Below are 21663 nucleotides of genomic sequence, written 5' to 3'. Positions count from 1 at the left end.
GGAGAAATCGGGGTGCCGCGAGCCGTACTCGAAACTAGCGCCGGAAACGCGGGAACGCCGCGCGACCCGCGTAGCGGGCGGCGTCGTCGAGCAGCTCCTCGATGCGCAGCAGCTGGTTGTACTTGGCCACCCGGTCGGAGCGGGCGGGGGCGCCGGTCTTGATCTGGCCGCAGTTGACCGCGACCGCGAGGTCGGCGATCGTCGTGTCCTCGGTCTCGCCGGAGCGGTGGCTCATCATGCAGCGGTAGCCGCTGCGGTGGGCCAGGTCGACCGCGTCGAGCGTCTCCGACAGCGTGCCGATCTGGTTGACCTTGACCAGCAGGGCGTTGGCCGCGCCCTCGGTGATGCCGCGCTCGAGCCGCTCGGGGTTGGTGACGAACAGGTCGTCGCCGACGAGCTGGACCTTGCCGCCGAGCGAGGCGGTGATGGCCTTCCAGCCCTCCCAGTCCTCCTCGTCGAGCGGGTCCTCGATGGAGACGAGCGGGTAGTTGTCGACCAGGTCCTCGTAGAAGGCGATGAGCTCCTGCGCCGACAGGCCCTTGCCGTCGATCGTGTAGACGCCGTCCTTGTGGAACTCGGTGGCGGCCACGTCGAGCGCCAGCGCGATGTCCTCGCCCGGCACGTAGCCGGCCCGCTCGATGGCGACCAGGATGAGGTCGAGCGCGTCGCGGTTGGAGGGCAGGCTGGGGGCGAAGCCGCCCTCGTCGCCCAGGCCCGTGGCGTAGCCCTTCTCCTTCAGCACGCTCTTGAGCGCGTGGTAGACCTCGGTGCCCATGCGCACCGCCTCGCGGAACGACTCGGCCCCGACCGGCGCGATCATGAACTCCTGGATGTCCACGTTGGTGTCGGCGTGGGCGCCGCCGTTGAGGATGTTCATCATCGGCACGGGCAGCACGTGAGCGTTGGGGCCGCCGAGGTAGCGGAAGAGCGGCAGGTCGGCGCTGTCGGCGGCGGCCTTGGCCACGGCCAGCGACACGCCCAGGATGGCGTTGGCGCCGAGCTTCGCCTTGTTGGGCGTACGGTCCAGGTCGATCATGATCTGGTCGATGATCCGCTGGTCCTCGGCCTCGATCCCGCTGATCTCCTCCTGGATCTCATCGGTCACCGCCAGGACGGCCTTCTCCACGCCCTTGCCGCCGTAACGCTTGCCGCCGTCGCGCAGCTCGACCGCCTCGAACTGGCCGGTGGACGCCCCGCTCGGCACGGCCGCCCGGCCGGTGCTGCCGTCGTCGAGAACGACCTCGACCTCGACCGTCGGGTTGCCCCGGGAGTCGAGGATCTCGCGAGCGTATACGACCTCGATGGTAGCCACGGGATGCGCTCCTAAATCGAAAGGTGATATGCCATCAGAGCCTATCGGTACGGCTGCCCCGCGCAGGCTTCCAGGTCACGGCCGTCCGGCTCAGCCCGACGACTCCCAGGCCCGCACCCGGTCGCGGTACGCCCGCGCCGCGCCGCGCAGCTCCGCCTCGGCGTCGAGCCCCGCCTCCGCCGCCCGCCTGACGAGGTCGAACAGCTCCCTGGCCACCCCCTGGCCGACGGCCGCCGACAGCGACTCGGGCGCGCCCGCCCGCTCGGCCCTGCGCACGAGCTGGGCCGCGAGCGACAGGGCGGGCTGCCCCATCGGCACCCCGTCGAGCACCGACTCGGTGCCCTTGGCCGCCCGCTCGGCCGCCTTGATCGCCTCCCAGTTGGCGTTGACCTCGTCGGCGCTCTCGGCGCGTACGGACCCGAACACGTGGGGATGCCGCCTGACCAGCTTCTCCACGATGCCGGCCGCCACGTCGTCGATGTCGAAGCCGCCCGCCACCCGCGCGTGGAAGACCACCTGCAGCAGCAGGTCGCCCAGCTCCTCGCGCAGCGCCGCATAGTCGCCCTGCTCGATCGTCTCGAGCACCTCGTACGCCTCTTCGAGCAGGTACGGCACCAGCGACTCGTGCGTCTGCCTGCGATCCCACGGACACTCGGTGCGCAGCCGGTCCATCACCGCCACCAGGTCGAGCACCCGCGCGCCCGGCAGGTCGTAGGAGCCGGGCACCACCTCGATGACCGGCGGCTCGTCGAGCGAGAGCGCGGCGTGGCCGACGGCCCGCATGAAGTCCTCGCCGTCATGCTCGGCCAGCCACACCACGGTCTCGCCGGCGGCCCGCCGCGCGAGCGCCGCCGGGTCGGGCTCGACCACCTCGGCCTCGATGCCGGCGTCGGCGAGGTAGGGCAGGTGCGGGTGGTCGGCCGCGCCGGTCAGCACCGGGCCGGAGCGCAGCGCCTGCCACGCCTGATGGCTCAGCAGGCCCGGCGCGACCCTGGGCGAGGTGGTGAGGACGATCAGCGGCACGGTCAGCCCTGCGCCTGGGGCGCCTGCTGGGTGGCCTTGCCGAATCTGCCGGTGTCGACGAACAGCGCCGGGTTCTCCTGGGAGCGCTGCTGGTTGAGCTGGCCGTAGCGCGGGTTGAAGACCGGCTTGATGGAGTTGAACTCCTGCAGCAGCTTCTCCTGCCCGGTCTGGCCGAACTGCTGCTGCAGCTTCGACAGGCCCACCATGGCCCGGCCGTAGTCGCGGGCGTCGGTCGGCGCGACGGCGTTGGCCAGCAGGTTGATCTCGGCGGACTGGTACTGGCCGGGCTCCTTGAGCACGGCGTCCACCTCGCTCTCGCTGACCTGCACGTTGTGGCGGGCCATGAGCTGCTTGGAGACGGCCACGTTGACCAGCCGCTGCAGCACGGCCTGCGTCGCCGGCACGCCGAGCGCGGACTCGTCCAGCTGGGCGCGCTTGAGCGCGGCCACGTAGGCCTGGGTGTCATCGCTGAGCTTGTTCATGGAGATGCGCTCGTTGCCCACCACGGCCGCGGCCCCGGCCTGCATGGGCGAGGAGCAGGCGGACAGTGCCACGGCGGCCGCCGCGGCGGCCACAGCCACTCGTATCGACTTCACGTACGTCCCTTCCGACCAGAAAACCGCCGCTAGCTTACCCGGGCGGGTTCGAGGAACATGGCCTCGACCAGGTCACCACACCATTTGAGCAGGTCGAGATCGCGCAACGGCTGCCCGCCCAGCGGCTTGGTCTTGGGCACCGGCACCAGCAGCGTCTCCGCGGCCTGCTTGTATATCGCCTTCTTGTAGAGCCGGTCGAGCCGCACCTGCTGCGACTCCTTGAGCCTCGCGGGGCCGAACTTGATGTTCTGGCCCTGCAGCGTGACGTCGGTAAGCCCGGCCGCGCGCGCCCTGATGCGGAACCGCGCCACCTCCAGCAGGTTCTCGACCTCCGCGGGCGGCTTGCCGTAGCGGTCGGTCAGCTCGGCGCGCACCTCGTCGATGTCGATCGGGGCGGCGATGGCCGCGATGCGCTTGTACGCCTCCAGCCGCAGCCGCTCCGAGGTGACGTAGTCATGCGGGATGTGGGCGTTGATCGGCAGCTCGACCTTGACGTCCTGCTGCTCCTCCTGCACCTCGGCGCCCGACAGCTTGGCCTTCTGCTCCTGCACGGCCTCGGCCATGAGGCGGACGTACAGGTCGAAGCCGACGCCCGCGATGAAGCCCGACTGCTCGGCGCCCAGCACGTTGCCGGCGCCGCGGATCTCCAGGTCCTTCATGGCGACGTACATGCCGGCGCCCATCTCGGTGTGCTGCGAGATCGTGGCCAGCCGCTCGTGGGCGGTCTCGGTCAGCGGCTTCTCCGGCGGGTAGAGGAAGTAGGCGTAGCCGCGCTCCCTGCCCCGCCCGACGCGCCCGCGCAGCTGGTGGAGCTGCGACAGGCCGTAGTTGTCGGCCCTGTCCACGATGAGCGTGTTGGCGTTGGGCACGTCGAGACCCGACTCGACGATCGTCGTGGAGACGAGCAGGTCGTACTCGCGCTCCCAGAACCCGACCATGATCTTCTCGAGCTGGTGCTCGTTCATCTGCCCGTGCGCCACCGCGATGCGCGCCTCGGGCACCAGCTCGCGCAGCCGCGCGGCGACCCGGTTGATCGAGGCCACCCGGTTGTGAACGAAGAAGATCTGGCCGTCGCGCATCAGCTCGCGCCGGATCGCCGCGGCGATCTGCTTCTCCTCGTACGGCCCCACGAACGTGAGGATCGGGTGCCGCTCCTCCGGCGGGGTGAGGATCGTGGACATCTCGCGGATGCCGGTCAGCCCCATCTCCAGCGTGCGCGGGATCGGCGTGGCGGACATCGCCAGCACGTCGACCTGGGTGCGCAGGTGCTTCATCGCCTCTTTGTGCTCGACGCCGAAGCGCTGCTCCTCGTCGATGATGATGAGCCCGAGGTCCTTGAACCTGACCTCGGGGCTGAGCAGCCGGTGGGTGCCGATGACCACGTCGACGGCGCCGGTCCTGAGCCCGTCGAGGGTGCCCTTGACCTCGCCGTCGGTCTGGAAGCGGGAGATCGGCTTGATCGTGACGGGGAAGCTGGAGAAGCGCTCGGCGAAGGTGGACATGTGCTGCTGCACCAGCAGCGTCGTGGGCACCAGCACCGCGACCTGCTTGCCGTCCTGGACGGCCTTGAACGCCGCGCGCACCGCGATCTCGGTCTTGCCGTAGCCGACGTCGCCGCAGATCAGCCGGTCCATCGGGACGCCGCGCTCCATGTCGCGCTTGACCTCGTCGATGGCCTCGAGCTGGTCGCCCGTCTCGGCGTACGGGAAGGCGTCCTCCATCTCGCGCTGCCACGGCGTGTCGGCGCCGAACGCGTGGCCCGGCGAGGCCATGCGGGCGGAGTAGAGCCTGATCAGCTCGCCGGCGATCTCCTTGACCGCCTTCTTCGCCCGCGACTTGGCCTTGGCCCAGTCGGCGCCGCCCATGCGGTTGAGCGTGGGCGCCTCGCCGCCGACGTAGCGGGTGACCTCGTCGAGCTGGTCGGTGGGGACGTAGAGGCGGTCGCCCTTGGCGTATTCGATGACCAGGTATTCGCGGGTCGCGCCCTGCACCGTGCGCTGCACCATCTCGACGTAGCGGCCGACGCCGTGCTGCTCGTGCACGACGTGGTCGCCGACCTTGAGCTGGAGCGGGTCGACCATGTTGCGACGGCGGGAGGGCAGGCGCCGCATGTCCTTGGTGGACGCCTTCTGGCCGACCAGGTCGAGGTGGGTGAGGACGGCGAGCCCCGGAGTGATGAAGCCGTGCTCGATGAGGCCGGTCGAGACGTGGACGACCTTCGGCTCCGGCGCCTTGTCGAGGTAGCGCCGCAGCCTGGCCGGGACGTCGACGCCCTTGAGCAGCTCGACCATGCGCTCGGCCGGGCCGTGGCCCTCGCTGAGCAGCACCACGGCCTTGTCGTCGGCCAGCCAGCTCTTGATGTCGGCCAGCGCCTTGGCGGTGTCGCCGCGGTAGGCCTCGGAGTCGTGGGCGTCGAGCTCGACGCCCGAGCCGAACGGCGCCATCGTCCACCACGGCTGACCGAGCGCGTCGGCGTGCTCGCGGATCTCCTCCAGCGAGCGGAACGCGGCCGCGCCGAGGTCGATCGGGGCCTCGCCGCCGGCCGCCGCGTTGATCCAGGAGGCTTCGAGGAACTCCTGCGAGGTGCGTACGAGCTCCTCCGCCCGTCCCCTGATCCGCTCGGGATCGCACACGAACACCGCGGACCTGACGGGCAGGTGATCGAGCAGCAGGTCCATCTCCCCGGCCAGCACGGGCGCGAACGCCTCCATGCCCTCGACGGGGGTGCCGTCGGCGAGCTGGTCGAGCACCTCGGCCAGCGCCGGGTATTCCTCGGCCAGCTCCCGCGCCCTGGCCCGCACCTGGCCGGTGAGCAGCAGCTCACGGCACGGCGGCGCGAACAGCCCCTCCTCGGCCGCCTCCAGCGAGCGCTGGTCGGCCACCTTGAACCAGCGGATCTCCTCGACCGTGTCGCCCCAGAACTCCAGCCGCAGCGGATGCTCCTCGGTGGGCGGGAACACGTCGAGCAGCCCGCCGCGCACGGCCACCTCGCCGCGCCGCTCCACCATGTCGACCCGGTGGTAGCCGTTGTCGACCAGGTTGCGCACCACCTCGTCGAGGTCGGCCTCGTCGCCGGCCCGCAACCTGATGGGCTCCAGGTCGCCGAGCCCCTTCACGATGGGCTGCAGCAACGCGCGCACCGGCGCGACGACCACGCTGAGCGGCCCCGCGGCGGCGTCGCCCTTGACCGGGTGCGCCAGCCTGCGCAGCACCGCGAGCCGCTGGCCCACGGTGTCGCTGCGCGGCGAGAGCCGCTCGTGCGGAAGGGTCTCCCACGCCGGGAACACCGCCACCGACGCGGGCTCGACCAGGCTGGTGAGCGCGGCCGCCAGATCTTCCGCCTCGCGCCCCGTGGCGGTCACCGCGAGCACGGTGCGCTGGTCGTGCCCGGCCAGCGCGGCCACCCCGAAGGGCCGCAGCGCGGACGGCGCGATCAGCGCCACATCGCCGCCCTCTTCGAGAGCGGCGGTCAGCTTCGGGTCGGCGCGAACAAGGTCAAGTAGCCCGGAAAGACTCATCAGATACGCCCACAGCCCCACGACGGCAACACGACTACCCCCGGCCGGGTCAGGTCGCGGGGGTTCGTAACAAGCCTACTCGCCGTGAAAGCTCAGCCGACGCGGTAACCAGGCACGGAGGGCCAGCGTACGGTGAGGACCGTGGACGGCGCCTCGGCCCGCCACGAGTGGCCGACGCCCTTGCCCCACACCACATAGTCGCCCGGCTCGGCCAGCAGCACGCTGCGGCCGGGCAGCTCGACCCGGAACCGGCCGCTGACGAGCACCAGCAGCGCGGTGCGCACCTCGCCCTCGACCCAGACGGCCCGCTCCTCGCCGGCCTCGTGGACACCCCACTTGATCTCGACGTCCTCGCTGTGTCTTGGATCGCCGGGGGGTTTGAAGTGACCGAGCAGCCATCCCCGGTCGAGGGCCGCGTCCACACCCGCGTTCCCCACGTACACCTGATCGCTCACGGGCCAGGACGCTAGCAGGGAAATGCCTAACTGATTCCACTCGGTTGATTACTGTAGGTGACATGTCTGAGGTGCGATCGGTCGCCCAGAGAGGCGACCTCTTCGGTCAGCGGCTCCGCGAGCACTGCGCCGGGCAGCCGATCCGGCGGCTCGACGTCCTGGTCGCCGGGTGCGCCCACGACGAGCCGCTGGTGCTCGACCACATCGAGACCAGGGCCATGGGAGCCGACGAGGACCTGCCCGCGGTCAGGCGGGTGGTAGAGGAACGGGCCGACCTGGTCTCCTACTCGCTCGGCGACCTGCGCTCGGTGCCGCTGCCGCCGCGCGGCTTCGACGTGATCCAGCTGTCGTTCCTGCTGGAGCGCGTCCGCCACGCGGAGTTGGTCTTCGACCGGCTGCTGCAGTCGCTGCGGCCCGGGGGGCTGGTGCTGCTGCGGGTCCGCGACCGCCGCTCGGCGTACGGGCTGCTCGACCGCATCACGCCGGGCTGGCTGCGCCGGGTGCTGTGGCGGGCCGTCGTCCGTCCCGGCACGCCTGGGCCGCTGCCCGCCGTGTACGAGCCGCTCGCCTCCAGCGACGGACTGCACGCGTTCTGCCTGAGCAGGGGCCTGATGATCACCGACGACGAGCGCACGACCAGCGGGCCCGCGCGCGCCCGCCGGCCCGGCGCCGCCGCGGTGGCGCTGGTGTCCAAGCTGACCAGCGGCCGCTTCCCCGCCTCCCACGACGAGATCACCATGGTGATCAGGAAGCCCCAGCACCACTTCGCCCGCCTCATCTGACGGTCGTGACAGGTGCCGGGGAACGGCACACTGGTAGCGACCGTGCACACTCGAACAGTTGGGATGCAGATCGTGGAGTGGACCCCCGACCCGCGCGAGCTGGCCGACCTTGAGCTCCTGTTGGCGGGCGCGTACGAGCCTCTGACGGGGTTCCTGGGCCACGACGACCTGCACACCGTGCACGAGCGCGGCACGCTGGCCGACGGCACCCCGTGGCCCGCGCCCGTGACCCTCCACGTCCACGCCGACCTGTCCCCCGGCGACGAGGTCACCCTCCTCGATCCCGAGGGGCTGCCGCTGGCGGCGCTCAGCGTGACCGGCCACGAGCCCGACGGGCTGACCTCGGGCCAGGTCAAGGCGCTCGGCACGCCCGAGCACGGCCCGTTCTCCCGGCTACGGCGCACGCCCGCCCAGGTCAAGGACGAGCTCGGCGGGCGGCCCGCACTGGCCGTCACGATGCGGGGGCCGCTCGACGACCTGTCGGAGGTGACGGCCACCGCCAAGGAGCTCGACGCGGTGATCCTGCTGCTGCCGCTCGCGTACGGCGAGGCCGGCCCCGCCGTCGTGCGCGCCGCGCTGCGCGCCAAGGAGCAGCTGCCCGCGGGCACGCTCGTCGTCCCGGTGCCGCTGGCGCCGCGCGACGAGCCGGAGATCGACCTGGAGCTGCGCGAACACGTCGCCACCTCCTACGGCGCCGCCGAACACCTCGCGGGCCCCGAGCCCGTACGCATCCCAGGCCCGCCCCACCGCCGCGGCCTGGTCGTCTTCTTCACCGGCCTGTCGGGTTCGGGCAAGTCCACGATCGCCCGCGGCCTGCGCGACGCGCTGCTGGAGCTGGGCAGCCGCACGGTCACCTACCTCGACGGCGACGTCGTGCGGCAGCTGCTGTCGAAGGGCCTGACGTTCTCCAAGGCCGACCGCGACCTCAACATCCGCCGCATCGGCTTCGTCGCCGCCGAGGCGGCCCGGCACGGCGGCCTGGCCATCTGCGCGCCGATCGCCCCCTATGCGGCGACCCGCGATGAGGTGCGGGAGATGGTCGAGTCGGTGGGCGCCGACTTCCTGCTCGTCCACGTCGCCACGCCGCTGGAGGAGTGTGAGCGGCGCGACCGCAAGGGCCTCTACGCCAAGGCCCGCGCCGGTCTGATCCCCGAGTTCACCGGCGTCTCCGACCCCTACGAGGAGCCCGACGACGCCGACCTGGTGATCGACACCACCCACCTGTCGATCGACGCGGCCGTCTCCCGCGTGCTCGACACGGTCAAGGGCGGCGGCTGGGTCCGTTAAGGCCGGGGCACGGGCGTCGAGCGGAAGTAGGGGTCGCGCGCAAGGCGGGTGAACGCCTTGTCGGCACTGCCATCGGAGTCGAAGCTGGTGTCGCCGCGCGGCGCCTGCGGCGAGTCGAAGTAGAGCAGCGCCTTGATCTGCGGGTAGCGCTTGATCTGGCGCAGCACGGTCTCGTAGAACGTGCGCTTGAACGAGCGGTCGTACGAGCGCTCGAACACGCCCCACTCCGCCACCATGACCGGCTTGCCGGGGAAGCGGGCCTGCATCCACCGGTAGAAGCCCGGCCATTCCGGATATTCCTTGCGGGTCTTGTTGACGAGGCCGTCGAAGTCCTGCACCCGGTCGTCGGCGTACGGGTCCATCGCCACCCAGTCGACCACGTCGTCACCCGGGTAGAGGTCCTCGAACCACGGCTTGGCCGCCCAGTTGGGCGCCCCCATGTACGTCATGACCACCACCGCGTTGCGCACGCCCTGCTGCCGCAGCCGCAGCACGACGTGGCGGAACATGGCGGCGTAGTCGGTGGCCTGCATGCCGGAGCCCGATCGGGCGTCGACGTCGTTCTCCGGCTCGTGGTGCAGGGTGAGGAAGAACCGCTCGGGGAACGTGCGCCTGATGTGGGCGGCCAGCCGGTCGATCCTGCGGTCGAGCCGGCCCGCGGCGATCTGCGCCCAGGTGTGGTCGAACGACGGCTTCCAGTTGACCATGAGCAGCCGCGGCCTCGCGGGGTCGCGCGCCAGCCTGACCTCAGCGGGCGTGGGGAACAGCTCGCGCTCGCGGTGGTAGACGTGCAGCACGTCGGCCGCCGCGCCCATGCGCAGCTCGGCGCCGTGCAGCGCCTGCTCGATCGGCACCCCGGTGAACACCTCGGGCGCCACGCCCCACCAGGCGCCGCAGGACGGGATCAGCTTGGAGGTGGCCGTGCAGGCGGGCGAGCCCGCCGCCTGCTTGGCCGCGGGGGCTTGAACCGGCGCCGGGACGGGCGAGCCCGCGGCGGTGGAGCAGGCGGCCAGCGCCGCCGCCAAAGCCACCAGAGTGCCGCCGGACGTTGCTTGTCGTGAAATTCCCCGTAGCTGCAAAGTCTTCCAACCCCTTCGTCGAACGACTCCCGGCTCTCACACCTGAACCTTGCCATGTCATTCCTGGAACTTCAGCCAGTGTGAGAGTCTGCCCAGCTCGTGGCGGGTAAAGGCCCACTCCTTAAATACCGAAATATCGCCTTTTCACGGCATTTCTTCGGCGGGTTATCCAGGAAAAATCTTGAAGTATTGAACCGGGGTGATCACCCTCCGCCCTATAGTGGGCGCACCACTTCGGCGGTGACGCGATGGCGCCAGGCGGCCACGCAACGTACACACTCAGGAGACCATCCCCCATGAGCTCCGGCACCGACCTGGACGCCCACCTCTCGCTGCTGCGCAGGCGGTGGCTGACCCTCGTGGGCTGCGTCGTCGTCGGCGGCACGGCCGCGCTGGCGCTGCTGCGGCTCGTCCCCGCCGCCTACACCGCCACCACGCACGTGCTCGTCCAGCCGCTCGGCATCGGCGAGCCGGCCAACCAGGTGACCGGCCGCCAGCGCGAGGCGCTCAACCTCGACACCGAGGCCCAGGTCGCCCAGTCGGCGGTGGTCGCCGCGCGGGCCGCCCGCACGCTCGGCGTCGACGCCGTCGAGCCGGTCGAGGTGGCCGTGCCGCCCAACTCCTCGGTACTGCTGCTGTCGGTGACCGCCGCCGACCCCGACGGCGCGGCGGCGCGCTCGGCCGCGTACGCCGAGGCGTACCTCGCCAACCGCCGCGAGAGCGCGCTGACCGCCATGGCCAAGCAGCAGGAGGCGGTGCTGAGCAAGCTCAAGCAGGTCAACGCCGGCATCGACCGGATGATCAAGCAGGTCGCCGCGCTGCCCAAGGGCAGCCCCGAGCACGCGATCGCCGTCCAGCGTCAGGGCGTGCTCAACCGGCAGGCGGCCGGCCTGGCCGTCAGGTACGACGCCCTGCGCACGGTCGCCGTCAGCCCCGGCTCGATCATCAGCCAGCCCGTGCCGCCCGCCGCGCCCAGCTCCCCCAGCCTGCCCCTCTTCCTCGGCACCGGCCTCATGCTCGGCCTGCTGGCCGGCTCTGCCGCCGCCTACGCCCGCGACCGCCTGGACACCCGCCTGCGCACGCCCGCCGACGTCGAAAGGCTCACCGGCCTGCCCGTGCTCGGCGACCTGTCAGGCCCGCGCGAGCACGGCGTGCTGCACGACCTGGCGAGCGCGCTCGTCGCCGCCTGCCCCGGCAAGCGGCTGCTGGTCAGGTCGCTGCCCGCCGACCTCTACGCCTCCTCGCCGGCCGAGCCGCTGGCCGTGAACGCGCCGCTGGTCGTGCTCGACGGCTCCGACGTCCGCGACCTGTCCAGGGCCGACGCCGCCGTGCTGCTCGTGGGGCTCGGCCAGGTCACCTCGGACGACGTGGCGGCGGCCACGCGCCGGCTGGCCCGCCACGAGGTGCCGGTCATCGGCGTCGTGACCGCCACCGACGCCGTCCCCTCGTTCGTGCCGCTGCTGGAGCCGCATCCGCCCGCCTCGCTCGGCAAGCTCGTCGCGACCGGCGAGCTGCGGCTCGCCCAGAGCCCGCAGGACGAGACGAGCCCCCTGCACGCGCTGCACCAGCGGCGGCCGGGCCGGCCGACGTGATCGGACCCGCGTGGCCCATCGCGGCGCTGCTGGTCGGCTACCCGCTCTGGTGGGCGCTCGGGTTCGGCGGGCTGTCGGTCGTGGTGCTGGCCGTGCCCATGGCGGTGCTGCTGTGGCGGCGGCGGCCGGTCAAGGTGCCGCGCGGGTTCGGGCTGTGGCTGCTGCTCCTGGCCGGTTACCTGATCAGCGGCCTGATGCTCGGGGAGTCGCCACCCGGCACGTACGGCGAGTTCGGGGCGGGCCGGCTGCTCGGCTACGGCATGCGGCTCGCGCTCTACTGCGCGGTCCTCATCATGGTGCTCTACCTCGGCAACCTCACCGAACGCGAGCTGCCGCAGCTCCGGCTGGTCCGGATGCTGGGGGTGCTGTTCGTCACCACCGTCGCGGGCGGGCTGCTCGGCCTGCTCCACCCCGGATTCGAGTTCACCTCGCCGGTCGAGCTGCTGCTGCCCGAGTGGATCGGCGAGAACCCCTTCGTGCGCAATCTCATCCACCCGACGGCCGCGCAGACCCAGAAGGTGCTCGGGTTCTCGCTGCCCAGGCCGGAGGCGCCGTACGAGTGGGCCAACGCCTGGGGCAGCAACGCGTCGGTGCTGCTGGTGTGGTTCGTGGTCGGGTGGTGGGTGTACGGCCGGGCGCGGCACAAGGTCTTCGTGGCCGTCGTGGTGGCGCTGGCGGCCGTGCCGATCGTCTACTCGCTCAACCGGGGACTGTGGATCGGACTCGGGCTGGCCGTGCTCTACCTGATCGTACGAGTGGGCGGGCGCACCAGGGCGGCGCTGTGCGCGGCGGTCGCGGCCGGGTCGCTGGCGTTCCTGCTCAGCCCGCTCGCGCCGCTGTTCGCCCAGCGACTCGACCGGCCCCACTCCAACGACATCAGGGCCTTCACGGTGAGCGCCACCCTCGCCGCCGCCACCCACTCCCCCGTGATCGGCTACGGCAACACCCGCAACGCCACGGGCAACCACCGCTCGATCACCACCGGCAAGACCGGCTGGTGCCGCACCTGCGGGCACCCGCCGCTCGGCGGCGACGGCCAGCTCTGGCTGCTCGTCATCACGCAGGGGTTCACGGGGGCCGCGCTGTACGTGGCGTTCTTCCTCGGCGCGATCCGCCGCCACTGGCGCGACCGCAGCCCGATCGGGCTCGGCGGGGTGCTCGTGATGGGGTTCGTGCTGCTCTACATGTTCGTCTACGACGGGCTCGTCACGCCGCTCAGCCTCTATCTCATCTCCTTCGCCCTTCTGTGGCGGAACGCGCAACCGGCCGGGGGAACGTCATGAGCGACGCCGCGGTGCGGCTCGGGTATCTCGCCGAGACCGTACGCCTGCTGTATCCGGGGCCGGGATCGCCCCGGGCGTACACGGTGCTGCCGCATCCCGCCGTGCCGCGCAGGCTGGCGCCGCGCCGCTGGTGGCACCTCGGGTCGCGGGTGGAGGTGCCGGTCGAGGGATCGATCGCGGTCCACCTGAGCGAGGTGTTCGGGCGCCCGGTCGAGACCGTGCTCCACGTACGTCCCGCGCGCCGGGCCAACCGCAAGCCCATCCTGGAGGCCCGCGCGGACGGGAGGCGGCTGGCGTTCGTCAAGATCGGCGACACCGACCGCGCCCGCCGGCTCGTCGCCGCCGAGGCCGCGGCCCTGCGCAGGCTGGCCGGGCTCCCCCTGCGCACTGTCACCGTGCCCGAGGTGCTGCACCACGGCGACTGGCGCGGGCTGTCCGTGCTCGCCCTGTCGCCGCTACCGGTGCGCCGCGGCCGGGTGCCCGCGCCGCTGCTGCTCGATGCGGTCAAGGAGATCGCCGCCACCGGCGGGAACCGCCCGGCCTGGCACGGCGACCTCGCCCCCTGGAACCTGTGCCGCGGCCCCGGCGGGCGGCTGCTGGTCTGGGACTGGGAGCGCTACGAGACCGGCGTCCCGCTCGGCTTCGACCTGCTGCACCACTTCTTCCACCGGGCCCTGCGCGGGATGCGCCCGCCGGTCGCGGCCAGAGCCTGCGTCGCCCAGTCCGTACGCCTGCTCGCCCCCCTGGGCCTGTCAGCGGCCACGGCCAGGCGAACGGCGCTGCGTTACCTCATCACGCTGGCCGACCGGCACGCCGCCGACGGCCACACGCCGCTCGGCCCGCCGCAGTCGTGGCTCAACCCGGCCGTCGATCACGAGGAGCTGCTGACATGAGGACGATGAAGCGCTCGGTCCTGTCGCTGTCGCGGGTCACCGGACGGTTCACCTCGGGCGCCCGCGTGCTGCCGTCGTTCCTGATCGCGGGTGCGCAGCGGTGCGGCACGACCTCGCTCTACCGGGCCCTGGCCCAGCATCCGCTGCTGCTCAAACCCGTGCTGCACAAGGGCGTCCACTACTTCGACGTGGCCTACTGGCGCGGCATGCCCTGGTACCAGGGCCACTTCCCGCTGCGGGTGGGCGCCGCGCTGCTCACCCACCGGTACGGCCACCGCCCCCAGGCGTACGAATCCTCCCCCTACTACCTGTTCCACCCCCTGGCGGGCCAGCGCATCGCCGCCGACCTGCCCGGCGTCAAGCTGATCGTGCTCGTCCGCGACCCGGTCGAACGCGCCTGCTCCGCCCACGCCCACGAGCTGGCCAGGGGCTTCGAGACGGAGTCCCACTTCGAGCACGCGCTTGAGCTGGAGGAGGGCCGGCTGGCCGGCGCCGAGGAGCGGCTGCGCGCCTCGCCGCACGCGCTGCACCACTCCCACCGCCACCACGCCTACCTGGCCAGGGGCCGCTACGCCGACCAGCTCGACCGCCTTGAGCCACTGTTCGGCCGCGACCGCATGCTCGTGCTCGACAGCCACCGCTTCTTCGCCGAGCCGGAGACCGCCTACGACCGGGTGCTGGAGTTCCTCGGCCTGCCGCACCTCGGCTATCCCGTCTTCGAGCGGTACAACCGGCGCTCGCTGCCGCGCCCGGTGTCCCGCGCGCTGGCGGCGAGGCTGCGCGGCCACTTCGAGCCCTACGACGCGCGGCTCGTCCGCTGGCTGGACGGTGAGCCCTCGTGGCGGCGGTGATCGTCCGCAGGGGCCTCGCGGGGCTGTCCGGCGCGGCCTTCGGCGCGGTGGCGCAGGTCGTGCTCGTGGTGGTGGTGACCAGGACCTACCCGGCGGCCGAGGCCGGCGCGTTCTTCACCGCGACGGCGCTGGCGCTGATGGCCGCCGGCATCGCCAAACTCGACGCCGGCAACGGGCTCATCTACTTCATCGCCCGCGCCAGGTCCTACGACTACCGCGGCATCTCCGGCTACATCAGGGCCGCCGTGCTGCCCTGCCTGGTCGTCGCGGTGGCGGCCGGGATCGTGCTGTTCCCCCGGCTGGGGCCCGCCGCCGGGCTGCTGCCCGTGATCGTGGCCGCCGACGTGCTGCTCGCCGCCGGGCGCGGGTTCGGGTCCGTACGGCCCACCGTGCTGCTCGACGGGCTGCTCGTGCCCGGGGGGCAGCTCGTGCTGGTGTCCGCCGCCGCACTCGCCGGGGCCGGCGGCTGGTGGCTGCTGCCGGCGTGGGCGGCGCCGTACGTGCCGGTGCTGGTCGCCGCGGCCCTCTGGCTGCGCAGGCGGGTGGAGTGGACGCCTTACCTGCCGGGGACCGCGCGCGACCTGTGGCGGCACACCGCGCCGCGCTCGCTCGCGGGCGCCATCCAGGCGGTCTTCCAGCGGGTGGACATCGTGATCGTGGCGCTGCTCGCCGGGCCCGCCCCTGCCGCCGTCTACACCGCGGCCACCCGGGTCAAGGTCGTCGGGCAGCTCGCCAACCAGGGGCTCGCGCAGGCCGTACAGGCGGGGCTGGTCAGGGCGCTGGCGGACGGTGAGCGGGAGCGGGCGCGCGAGCTGTACCAGGCCGCCACCGCGTGGCTCGTGGTGCTCACCTGGCCGCTCTGGCTCGCGTACGCGGGGCTCGCGCCGTGGCTGCTGCGCGTGTTCGGCCCCACGTACGGCGCCGCCGCCCCCATCGCGCTCGTCCTGGCCGCCACGATGATGGTCGCGACCGCCTGCGGCATGGTGGACGTCGTGCTGACCGCCGCAGGCCACACCGGCATCAGCCTGCTCAACCTGCTGGCCGCCATCGCCTGCACGGTGCTGCTCGACCTGGCGCTCATCCCAGCGTACGGGGCGCTCGGCGCGGTCGCCGGCTGGTCGGGCGGCATGCTGGTGAAGAACCTGCTGCCGTTGTGGCAGCTGCACCGCCGCTACGGGCTGCACCCGTTCGGCCGGCACACCCTGCCCGCGCTGCGCGGCTCGCTGCCGCGGCGGGCCGCATGACCGTGCTGGTGACCGGGCTGCCGCGCAGCGGCACGAGCTGGACCGGCCGGATGCTGGCCGCCGGCGGCGAGCTGATCTACGTCAACGAGCCGCTCAACCCCCAGCACCCGCCCGGCCGCTGCCCCGGGGTGCTCGCCGCTCAGGTGACGCACCGGTTCCAGTACATCTGCGACTCCAACTCCGCCTCCTGGCTGCCCGCCTTCCGCGACACGGCGGCGCTGCGCTACCGGTGGCTGCACGAGCTGCGCGCCAACCACTCCCCCTATGACCTGGCCCGCCTCGTGCGCTACGGCACCGCGTTCGCGTTCGGGCGGCTCACCGGGCGGCGGGCGCTGCTGGACGACCCGTTCGCGGTGCTGAGCGCGGGGTGGTTCGCGCGGCGGCTGGGGTGCCGGGTGATCGCTCTCGTACGTGATCCGGTGTCGTTCGTGGCGAGCTGGCAGCGGCTCGGCTGGTCCGTCTCCCTGGACGAGCTGCTCACCCAGCCGCTGCTCGTCCGCGACCATCCCGAGGTGCTGGAGCTGCGGGCGCTCGCCGGCTCGCCGGACCGGGTGGCCACGGCGGCGGCGCTGTGGCGGGTCACGACGGGCATCCTGCGCCGCACTCCGGGCATCCTGCTCGTCTCGTACGAGTCGCTCGCCGCCGACCCGGTGCCCGGTTTCCGCGAGCTGTACGCGTACGCGGGGTTGCGCTGGTCCCCCGCCGCCGAGCGCCGCATCACGCGGGCCTGCACCGGCGACGGGCGGGCGGCGGCGTTCGCCTGGACAGGCCTGTCGCGCACGGCCTACCGCCGCATGGACCCCCGCCTCGCCCTGGCGAACCCGGCCCGCGGCCTCTCCTCCGAAGACGTCGAGCGCGTCCGCGCCCTCACCCGGTGAGGCGGTGGGTCACCCTCTTCGCCAGGCAGTCGCCGAGCAGGCGGGCCGCGAACGGCAGGTCGTCCACGAGGTAGCGGCGCGCCAGCCGTCCCGGCTCGCTGACCAGCCGGTACGCCCACTCCAGCCCCGCCTGCCGCAGCCAGCCCGGCGCCCTGGCCACGGTGCCGGCGGCGAACGCGATGGCCGCGCCGCAGCCGACGTACCAGGCTTCGGGCAGTTCCCGCCGTAACTCGGTGATGAGGAGGTCCTGGCGGGGGAACCCGAGCCCGACGAACACCAGCCGCGGCGCCGCCGCCACCACCTTCCCCATGACCCTCGCCACCCCGCCGGGCGTGCCGTCGAACCCGTACGGCGGCGCGTGCGCCCCGCTCACCCGCAGGCCGGGGCAGGCGTCGGCGAGCCGGTCCGCCGCCCGGTGCACCACCCCGGGCGAGCCGCCGCCCAGCAGGTACACCGGCCAGCCCCGCTCGGCGGCCAGCCCGCTGAGCGACCAGATGAGGTCGGCCCCGGTGACGCGCTGGGGCAGCGGCGTGCCGAGCAGCCTGGCCGCCCACACCAGCGGCATGCCGTCGGCGACGACCAGATCGGCCGACCCGATGAGGGCTCGCAGTGCGGGGTCGGCGGCGGCGGCGCGGCAGATGTCCACGTTCGGGGTGACGATGCGCCCGCCCCGGCCTGCCTCCAGCGCCGTCCCCACCCGCTGGAGGACCTCCTCCTCACGTACGGCGTCCACCTCGACGCCGCCGACCCGCACCCGCCCCGGCATCGCCGGAGCGGGTGGTGCGGCCGTGGTCGGCGCGGTCAAATGCCGTGCCCTCGCCGGTGCAGCGCCGCCAGCACGGCGGAGGCGGGGACGAGCCCGGCCGCCACCGCGGCGGCGATCGCGCCGCGCGGCTCCAGCGGACGGGTGGTGACGGTGCGGGCGGCCCACCGCAGGGCCGCCCGCCGCTGCCCCAGCGCCGCGTGGCTGAAGGCCAGCTGGCCGTAGACCCGTGCCGCGCCGCACGGGTCCACGGCCAGTTCGGGATGCCGGGCGAGCATCCACTCCAGCCCGGCAATCCGGTCGGCCCAGCGGGCCGCGTAGTGGGACCTCGCCCAGCGCACCAGCACAAGCGGCCGGTCGACGTGGACGAGCGGCCGCCGCTTGGCGGCGCGCAGGGCCAGGTCCCAGTCCTCGTTCTGTCCTGAGGGCGCGCTCTCGTCGGGACGCAGCGCGCCGCGCCGGAAGAGGAACGTCGATGAATGCACCATCATCATGCGCGACCGGGTCAGGTCGGCCGCGCTCACCGTGTCGGTGCCGGCCAGCCGGGCGACCCGCCGCCGCCCGTGCTCCACCTCGATCCCGCAGCTCGCGAACTCGCCCCCGGCCCGCGTCAGCGCCTCCACCTGCGCCGCGAGCTTGCCCGGCCGCCACACGTCATCGTCGTCGCAGAACGCGACCAGCTCGGTCTCACAGGCATCGATCCCGGTGTTCCGCGCCCCGGGCAGCCCCGGCGTCCGCCGGTTCCCCAGCACCCGTAACGGCAGCCCTCGCAACGACCGCCCCGCCTGCGGCGGGAGCGTTGCGTCGCCGTCGGTGACCACCACGACGTCGAGGGGGCCGGTGTACTGCTGGGCCAGCACCGCCTCGACGGCCTCGCGCAGCTCGGTGGGGCGGTCGCCGCGGGTGGGGACGATGACGCCGACCGAGGGGAGGCAGGTCATGCGGCCACGCCGCCGTAGCCGTAGCGGGTGCGGAGGGGCCAGGTGAGCGCGTCGACCAGGCGGCGGTCGTGGCCGGGCAGGGCCGAGCGCCAGGAGTCGTCGCGGCGCAGCTCGACCTGCCCGACCCGGAACCGCATGGGGTTGCCCGAGGCCGTGTGGGAGGCGGTGAGCCAGGCGGTGCGGCCGTCGAGGAAGCCGGGCTCGGGCAGGCCGAGCCGCCCGGCCAGCGACGTCAGGGCGGGGCCGGGGTCGGCGAGCAGGTCTTCGTACCGGATCCTGGTGACGCGTGCCCCGCGCCGGGCGAGCAGCTCGAGCGCGGCGTTCTGTGCCGACCAGTGCACGGCCGTGCGGGCGGGGCTCCACCGGGTCATCGGCCGCCCGTCCTCGGGCCGCTGCACGGTCCTGCTCCAGGAGTGGGCGACGGCCCGCGGGTCGCGTACGACGTGCACGACGTGGACGTCGGCCCCGCCGGCGACGAGGCAGCAGGCCAGTGAGGCGTGCTTGCTGGAGTCGATGACGACGGGAGCGCCGGCGGCGGAGTAGAGCCGCAGGTAGGCCCGGGTGTACTCGGCCAGGTCGGGATGGCCGATGCGGGGGATCCTGCGGGTGCGGTCGATGCGCCCGCGCAGGGCCAGCACGCGCTCGGCGAGCGGACGGGTCCACCCGCCGAAGGCCCGCTCCCCCACCCGCCGCCAGAAGGGGCAGGCGGGGAAGGCGGTGCCGCACCCGCACGGCTCACCGGCGAGCACCCCGCGCTCCCACAGATGCACCACTTCGCCGAGCGCCACCACCCCGGGCAGCTCACCGAGGAGCCGCTCCAGCAGGGTGGTGCCGCTGCGGCCGAGGCCGCCCAGGTAGACGACCCTGGGAGTAGCGCGATCTGTCACGGAAGGCAGGGCTTTCGCATCGATGGACACCGAACGCGACGACCCTACAACCGACGGTAATCGTCAGGTCAAGGAACCGAAAAAGATCTACCTGGCCGAGTCGATGATCATGCCGGCGCCGACGGTGCTGTTGGTGGCCTCGTCGACCAGGATGAACCCGCCGGTCAGCCGGTTGCGCGCGTAGTCGTCGACGAACAGCGGCTGGGTGACCCGCAGCGAGACGCGGCCGATCTCGTTGAGCGCGAGCGCGGTCGCCTCCTCGTCGCGGTGCAGCGTGTTGACGTCGAGCCGGTAGTGCAGGTCGCGCACCAGTGCCCTCGCGGTCCTGGTGGTGTGCTTGATGGTCAGCTTGGAGCGCGGCGTCAGCTTCACCCCGTCGGCCATCCAGCAGACCATCGCCTCCAGCTCCTGCGCCGACTGCGGCTGGTTGTTGGGCCTGGCGATCATGTCGCCGCGCGAGATGTCGAGGTCGTCCTCGAAGCGCAGCGTCACCGACATGGGCGGGAACGCCTCCTCGACCGGCCCGTCGAAGGTGTCGATCGAGGCGATGCGGGTGGTCAGGCCCGACGGCAGGTGCACGACCTCGTCGCCCGGCTTGAGGACGCCGCCCGCCACCTGGCCCGCGTAGCCGCGGTAGTCGTGGAAGGCCGGGTCGGTGGCCCGCTGCGGCCTGATGACGTATTGCACGGGGAAGCGCACGTCGGTCAGGTTGCGGTCGGACGCGATGTGCACGTTCTCCAGGTGGTGCAGCAGCGACGTGCCGAGGTACCAGGGCATGTTCTCCGACCGCGACACGACGTTGTCGCCGTTGAGCGCCGAGATCGGGATGAACGTCAGGTCGGTGACGTTGAGCTTGGAGGCGAACGCGGTGAACTCCTCGCGGATCTCCTCGAAGCGCTCCTGGGAGTAGTCGACGAGGTCCATCTTGTTGACCGCGAGCACGAGGTGCGGCACCCGCAGCAGCGAGGTCAGGAACGCGTGCCGCCGCGACTGCTCCAGCACGCCCTTGCGCGCGTCGATGAGGATGATGGCGAGGTCGGCGGTGGAGGCGCCGGTCACCATGTTGCGGGTGTATTGGATGTGCCCCGGCGTGTCGGCGATGATGAACTTCCTGCGCGGGGTCGCGAAATACCGGTACGCCACGTCGATCGTGATGCCCTGTTCCCGCTCGGCCCGCAGGCCGTCGGTCAGCAGCGACAGATCGGTGTACTCGGTGCCCCGGTCGCGCGAGGTCCGCTCGACCGCCTCGAGCTGGTCCTCGAAGATCGCCTTGGAGTCGTACAGCAGGCGCCCGATGAGGGTGGACTTGCCGTCATCGACGCTTCCCGCGGTGGCAAAGCGCAGAATGTCCATCAGAAGTAGCCCTCTCGCTTGCGGTCCTCCATGGCGGCCTCGGACGAGCGGTCGTCGGCCCTGGTGGCCCCCCGCTCGGTGATCCTGGTGGCCGCGATCTCCTCGATGATCGCCTCGACCGTCGTGGCCTTGGACTGCACGGCGCCCGTGCAGGTCATGTCACCCACGGTGCGGTAGCGCACCACCGTCTCGAACAGCGGCTCGTCCTCGCCCCGCTGCACCACCTCGGAGTCGGGCAGCAGCATGCCGTCGCGCTCGAACACCTTGCGGGTGTGGGCGAAGTAGATGGACGGGATCTCGATGCCCTCGCGCCTGATGTAGTCCCAGATGTCGAGCTCGGTCCAGTTGGACAGCGGGAAGACCCGGATGTGCTCGCCCTTGCGGATGCGGGAGTTGTAGAGGTTCCACAGCTCGGGCCGCTGGTTCTTCGGGTCCCACTGGCCGAAGTCGTCGCGGAAGGAGAACACCCGCTCCTTGGCCCGCGCCTTCTCCTCGTCGCGCCTGGCGCCGCCGAAGACCGCGTCGAACTCGTGCTCCTCGATCGCGTCGAGCAGCGTCGTGGTCTGCAGCCGGTTGCGCGAGGCGCGCCGGCCGGTGTCCTCGACGACGCGGCCCTGGTCGATGGAGTCCTGGACGCTGGCGACGATCAGCCGGGCGCCCAGCTCGGCCGAGCGCCGGTCGCGGAACTCGATGACCTCGTCGAAGTTGTGCCCCGTGTCGACGTGCATGAGCGGGAACGGGATCGGCGCGGGCCAGAACGCCTTCTCCGCGATGCGGAGCATGACGATCGAGTCTTTACCCCCGGAGAAGAGCAGACAGGGACGCTCGAACTCGGCGGCCACCTCGCGCATGATGTGGATGGCCTCGGCCTCGAGCACGTCGAGCTGCGACGTCGTGTAGTCGCGCTGCAGCATGGAAGCTTCCTC

The 21663-nt window shown here is 72.3% G+C and carries 19 protein-coding genes; 8 read left to right on the top strand and 11 right to left on the bottom strand.

Annotated features, from left to right (window positions below):
* Positions 1–34: 34 nt before the first annotated feature.
* From eno to AB0K18_RS26340, 5 genes are all read right to left on the bottom strand, one after another.
* Positions 35–1312 carry a phosphopyruvate hydratase gene (gene eno / locus AB0K18_RS26360; protein WP_364918978.1) on the bottom strand — a complete coding sequence of 426 codons (1278 nt, stop codon included), beginning with the start codon at positions 1310–1312 and terminating at the stop codon, positions 35–37.
* A 90-nt stretch (positions 1313–1402) separates the two neighbouring features.
* Positions 1403–2335, bottom strand: coding sequence for a MazG family protein (locus AB0K18_RS26355; RefSeq protein ID WP_364918975.1), 933 nt, complete (start codon positions 2333–2335; stop codon positions 1403–1405).
* Between the two features lie 2 nt (positions 2336–2337).
* Positions 2338–2931 (bottom strand): SurA N-terminal domain-containing protein, encoded by a 594-nt coding sequence (locus AB0K18_RS26350; RefSeq protein ID WP_364918972.1) that lies wholly within the window; start codon positions 2929–2931, stop codon positions 2338–2340.
* A gap of 29 nt (positions 2932–2960) precedes the next feature.
* Positions 2961–6449, bottom strand: a complete 3489-nt coding sequence (gene mfd / locus AB0K18_RS26345; RefSeq protein ID WP_364918970.1) for a transcription-repair coupling factor — start codon at positions 6447–6449, stop codon at positions 2961–2963.
* A gap of 92 nt (positions 6450–6541) precedes the next feature.
* Positions 6542–6904, bottom strand: coding sequence for a signal peptidase I (locus AB0K18_RS26340; RefSeq protein ID WP_364918968.1), 363 nt, complete (start codon positions 6902–6904; stop codon positions 6542–6544).
* 62 nt (positions 6905–6966) lie between these two features.
* Between AB0K18_RS26340 and AB0K18_RS26335 the strand changes: the two genes are divergently transcribed.
* Both AB0K18_RS26335 and cysC read left to right on the top strand, forming a co-directional pair.
* Positions 6967–7686 carry a methyltransferase domain-containing protein gene (locus tag AB0K18_RS26335; RefSeq protein ID WP_364918966.1) on the top strand — a complete coding sequence of 240 codons (720 nt, stop codon included), beginning with the start codon at positions 6967–6969 and terminating at the stop codon, positions 7684–7686.
* 63 nt (positions 7687–7749) lie between these two features.
* The gene (gene cysC / locus AB0K18_RS26330; protein WP_364918964.1) at positions 7750–8973 is read left to right on the top strand and encodes an adenylyl-sulfate kinase; all 1224 of its coding nucleotides are present in this window, start codon (positions 7750–7752) and stop codon (positions 8971–8973) included.
* On the opposite strand, the gene AB0K18_RS26325 is transcribed toward cysC, so the two are convergent.
* Positions 8970–10004, bottom strand: a complete 1035-nt coding sequence (locus AB0K18_RS26325) for a hypothetical protein (RefSeq protein ID WP_364918962.1) — start codon at positions 10002–10004, stop codon at positions 8970–8972. The genes cysC and AB0K18_RS26325 overlap by 4 nt on opposite strands.
* 344 nt (positions 10005–10348) lie before the next feature.
* Between AB0K18_RS26325 and AB0K18_RS26320 the strand changes: the two genes are divergently transcribed.
* From AB0K18_RS26320 to AB0K18_RS26295, 6 genes are read left to right on the top strand one after another with little or no spacing between them, the layout of a single operon-like run.
* On the top strand, positions 10349–11644 hold the full coding sequence (locus AB0K18_RS26320; RefSeq protein ID WP_364918959.1) for a Wzz/FepE/Etk N-terminal domain-containing protein: 1296 nt from the start codon (positions 10349–10351) through the stop codon (positions 11642–11644).
* Positions 11641–12927 (top strand): hypothetical protein, encoded by a 1287-nt coding sequence (locus AB0K18_RS26315; RefSeq protein WP_364918956.1) that lies wholly within the window; start codon positions 11641–11643, stop codon positions 12925–12927. The genes AB0K18_RS26320 and AB0K18_RS26315 overlap by 4 nt, the downstream gene beginning before the upstream one ends.
* Positions 12924–13820 (top strand): hypothetical protein, encoded by an 897-nt coding sequence (locus tag AB0K18_RS26310; RefSeq protein WP_364918954.1) that lies wholly within the window; start codon positions 12924–12926, stop codon positions 13818–13820. The genes AB0K18_RS26315 and AB0K18_RS26310 overlap by 4 nt, the downstream gene beginning before the upstream one ends.
* Positions 13817–14671 (top strand): sulfotransferase domain-containing protein, encoded by an 855-nt coding sequence (locus AB0K18_RS26305; RefSeq protein ID WP_364918952.1) that lies wholly within the window; start codon positions 13817–13819, stop codon positions 14669–14671. Before AB0K18_RS26310 ends, AB0K18_RS26305 begins: the two co-directional genes overlap by 4 nt.
* Positions 14659–15915, top strand: a complete 1257-nt coding sequence (locus AB0K18_RS26300; RefSeq protein ID WP_364918949.1) for a polysaccharide biosynthesis C-terminal domain-containing protein — start codon at positions 14659–14661, stop codon at positions 15913–15915. Before AB0K18_RS26305 ends, AB0K18_RS26300 begins: the two co-directional genes overlap by 13 nt.
* Entirely contained in the window at positions 15912–16793 is an 882-nt protein-coding gene (locus tag AB0K18_RS26295; RefSeq protein WP_364918946.1) for a sulfotransferase, read from the top strand. Before AB0K18_RS26300 ends, AB0K18_RS26295 begins: the two co-directional genes overlap by 4 nt.
* On the opposite strand, the gene AB0K18_RS26290 is transcribed toward AB0K18_RS26295, so the two are convergent.
* From AB0K18_RS26290 to cysD, 5 genes are all read right to left on the bottom strand, one after another.
* A complete protein-coding gene (locus tag AB0K18_RS26290) occupies positions 16783–17598 on the bottom strand; it encodes a WecB/TagA/CpsF family glycosyltransferase (protein ID WP_364918944.1) in 816 nt (271 codons plus the stop codon). The two genes, AB0K18_RS26295 and AB0K18_RS26290, sit on opposite strands and share 11 nt — an antisense overlap.
* Positions 17595–18497, bottom strand: coding sequence for a glycosyltransferase family A protein (locus AB0K18_RS26285; protein WP_364918943.1), 903 nt, complete (start codon positions 18495–18497; stop codon positions 17595–17597). Before AB0K18_RS26285 ends, AB0K18_RS26290 begins: the two co-directional genes overlap by 4 nt.
* On the bottom strand, positions 18494–19384 hold the full coding sequence (locus AB0K18_RS26280; RefSeq protein ID WP_364918940.1) for a sulfotransferase: 891 nt from the start codon (positions 19382–19384) through the stop codon (positions 18494–18496). Before AB0K18_RS26280 ends, AB0K18_RS26285 begins: the two co-directional genes overlap by 4 nt.
* An 87-nt stretch (positions 19385–19471) precedes the next feature.
* Positions 19472–20737 (bottom strand): sulfate adenylyltransferase subunit CysN, encoded by a 1266-nt coding sequence (gene cysN, locus AB0K18_RS26275; protein WP_364371712.1) that lies wholly within the window; start codon positions 20735–20737, stop codon positions 19472–19474.
* Positions 20737–21651, bottom strand: coding sequence for a sulfate adenylyltransferase subunit CysD (gene cysD / locus AB0K18_RS26270; RefSeq protein ID WP_364918937.1), 915 nt, complete (start codon positions 21649–21651; stop codon positions 20737–20739). Before cysD ends, cysN begins: the two co-directional genes overlap by 1 nt.
* Between the last annotated feature and the right edge of the window lie 12 nt (positions 21652–21663).

Origin of the sequence: Nonomuraea sp. NPDC049421 (assembly GCF_040677005.1) — a bacterium.
Classification (GTDB): domain Bacteria; phylum Actinomycetota; class Actinomycetes; order Streptosporangiales; family Streptosporangiaceae; genus Nonomuraea; species Nonomuraea salmonea.
Note: the sequence above shows the minus strand (reverse complement) of the source record. Positions and strands in the feature narration are given on the sequence as shown.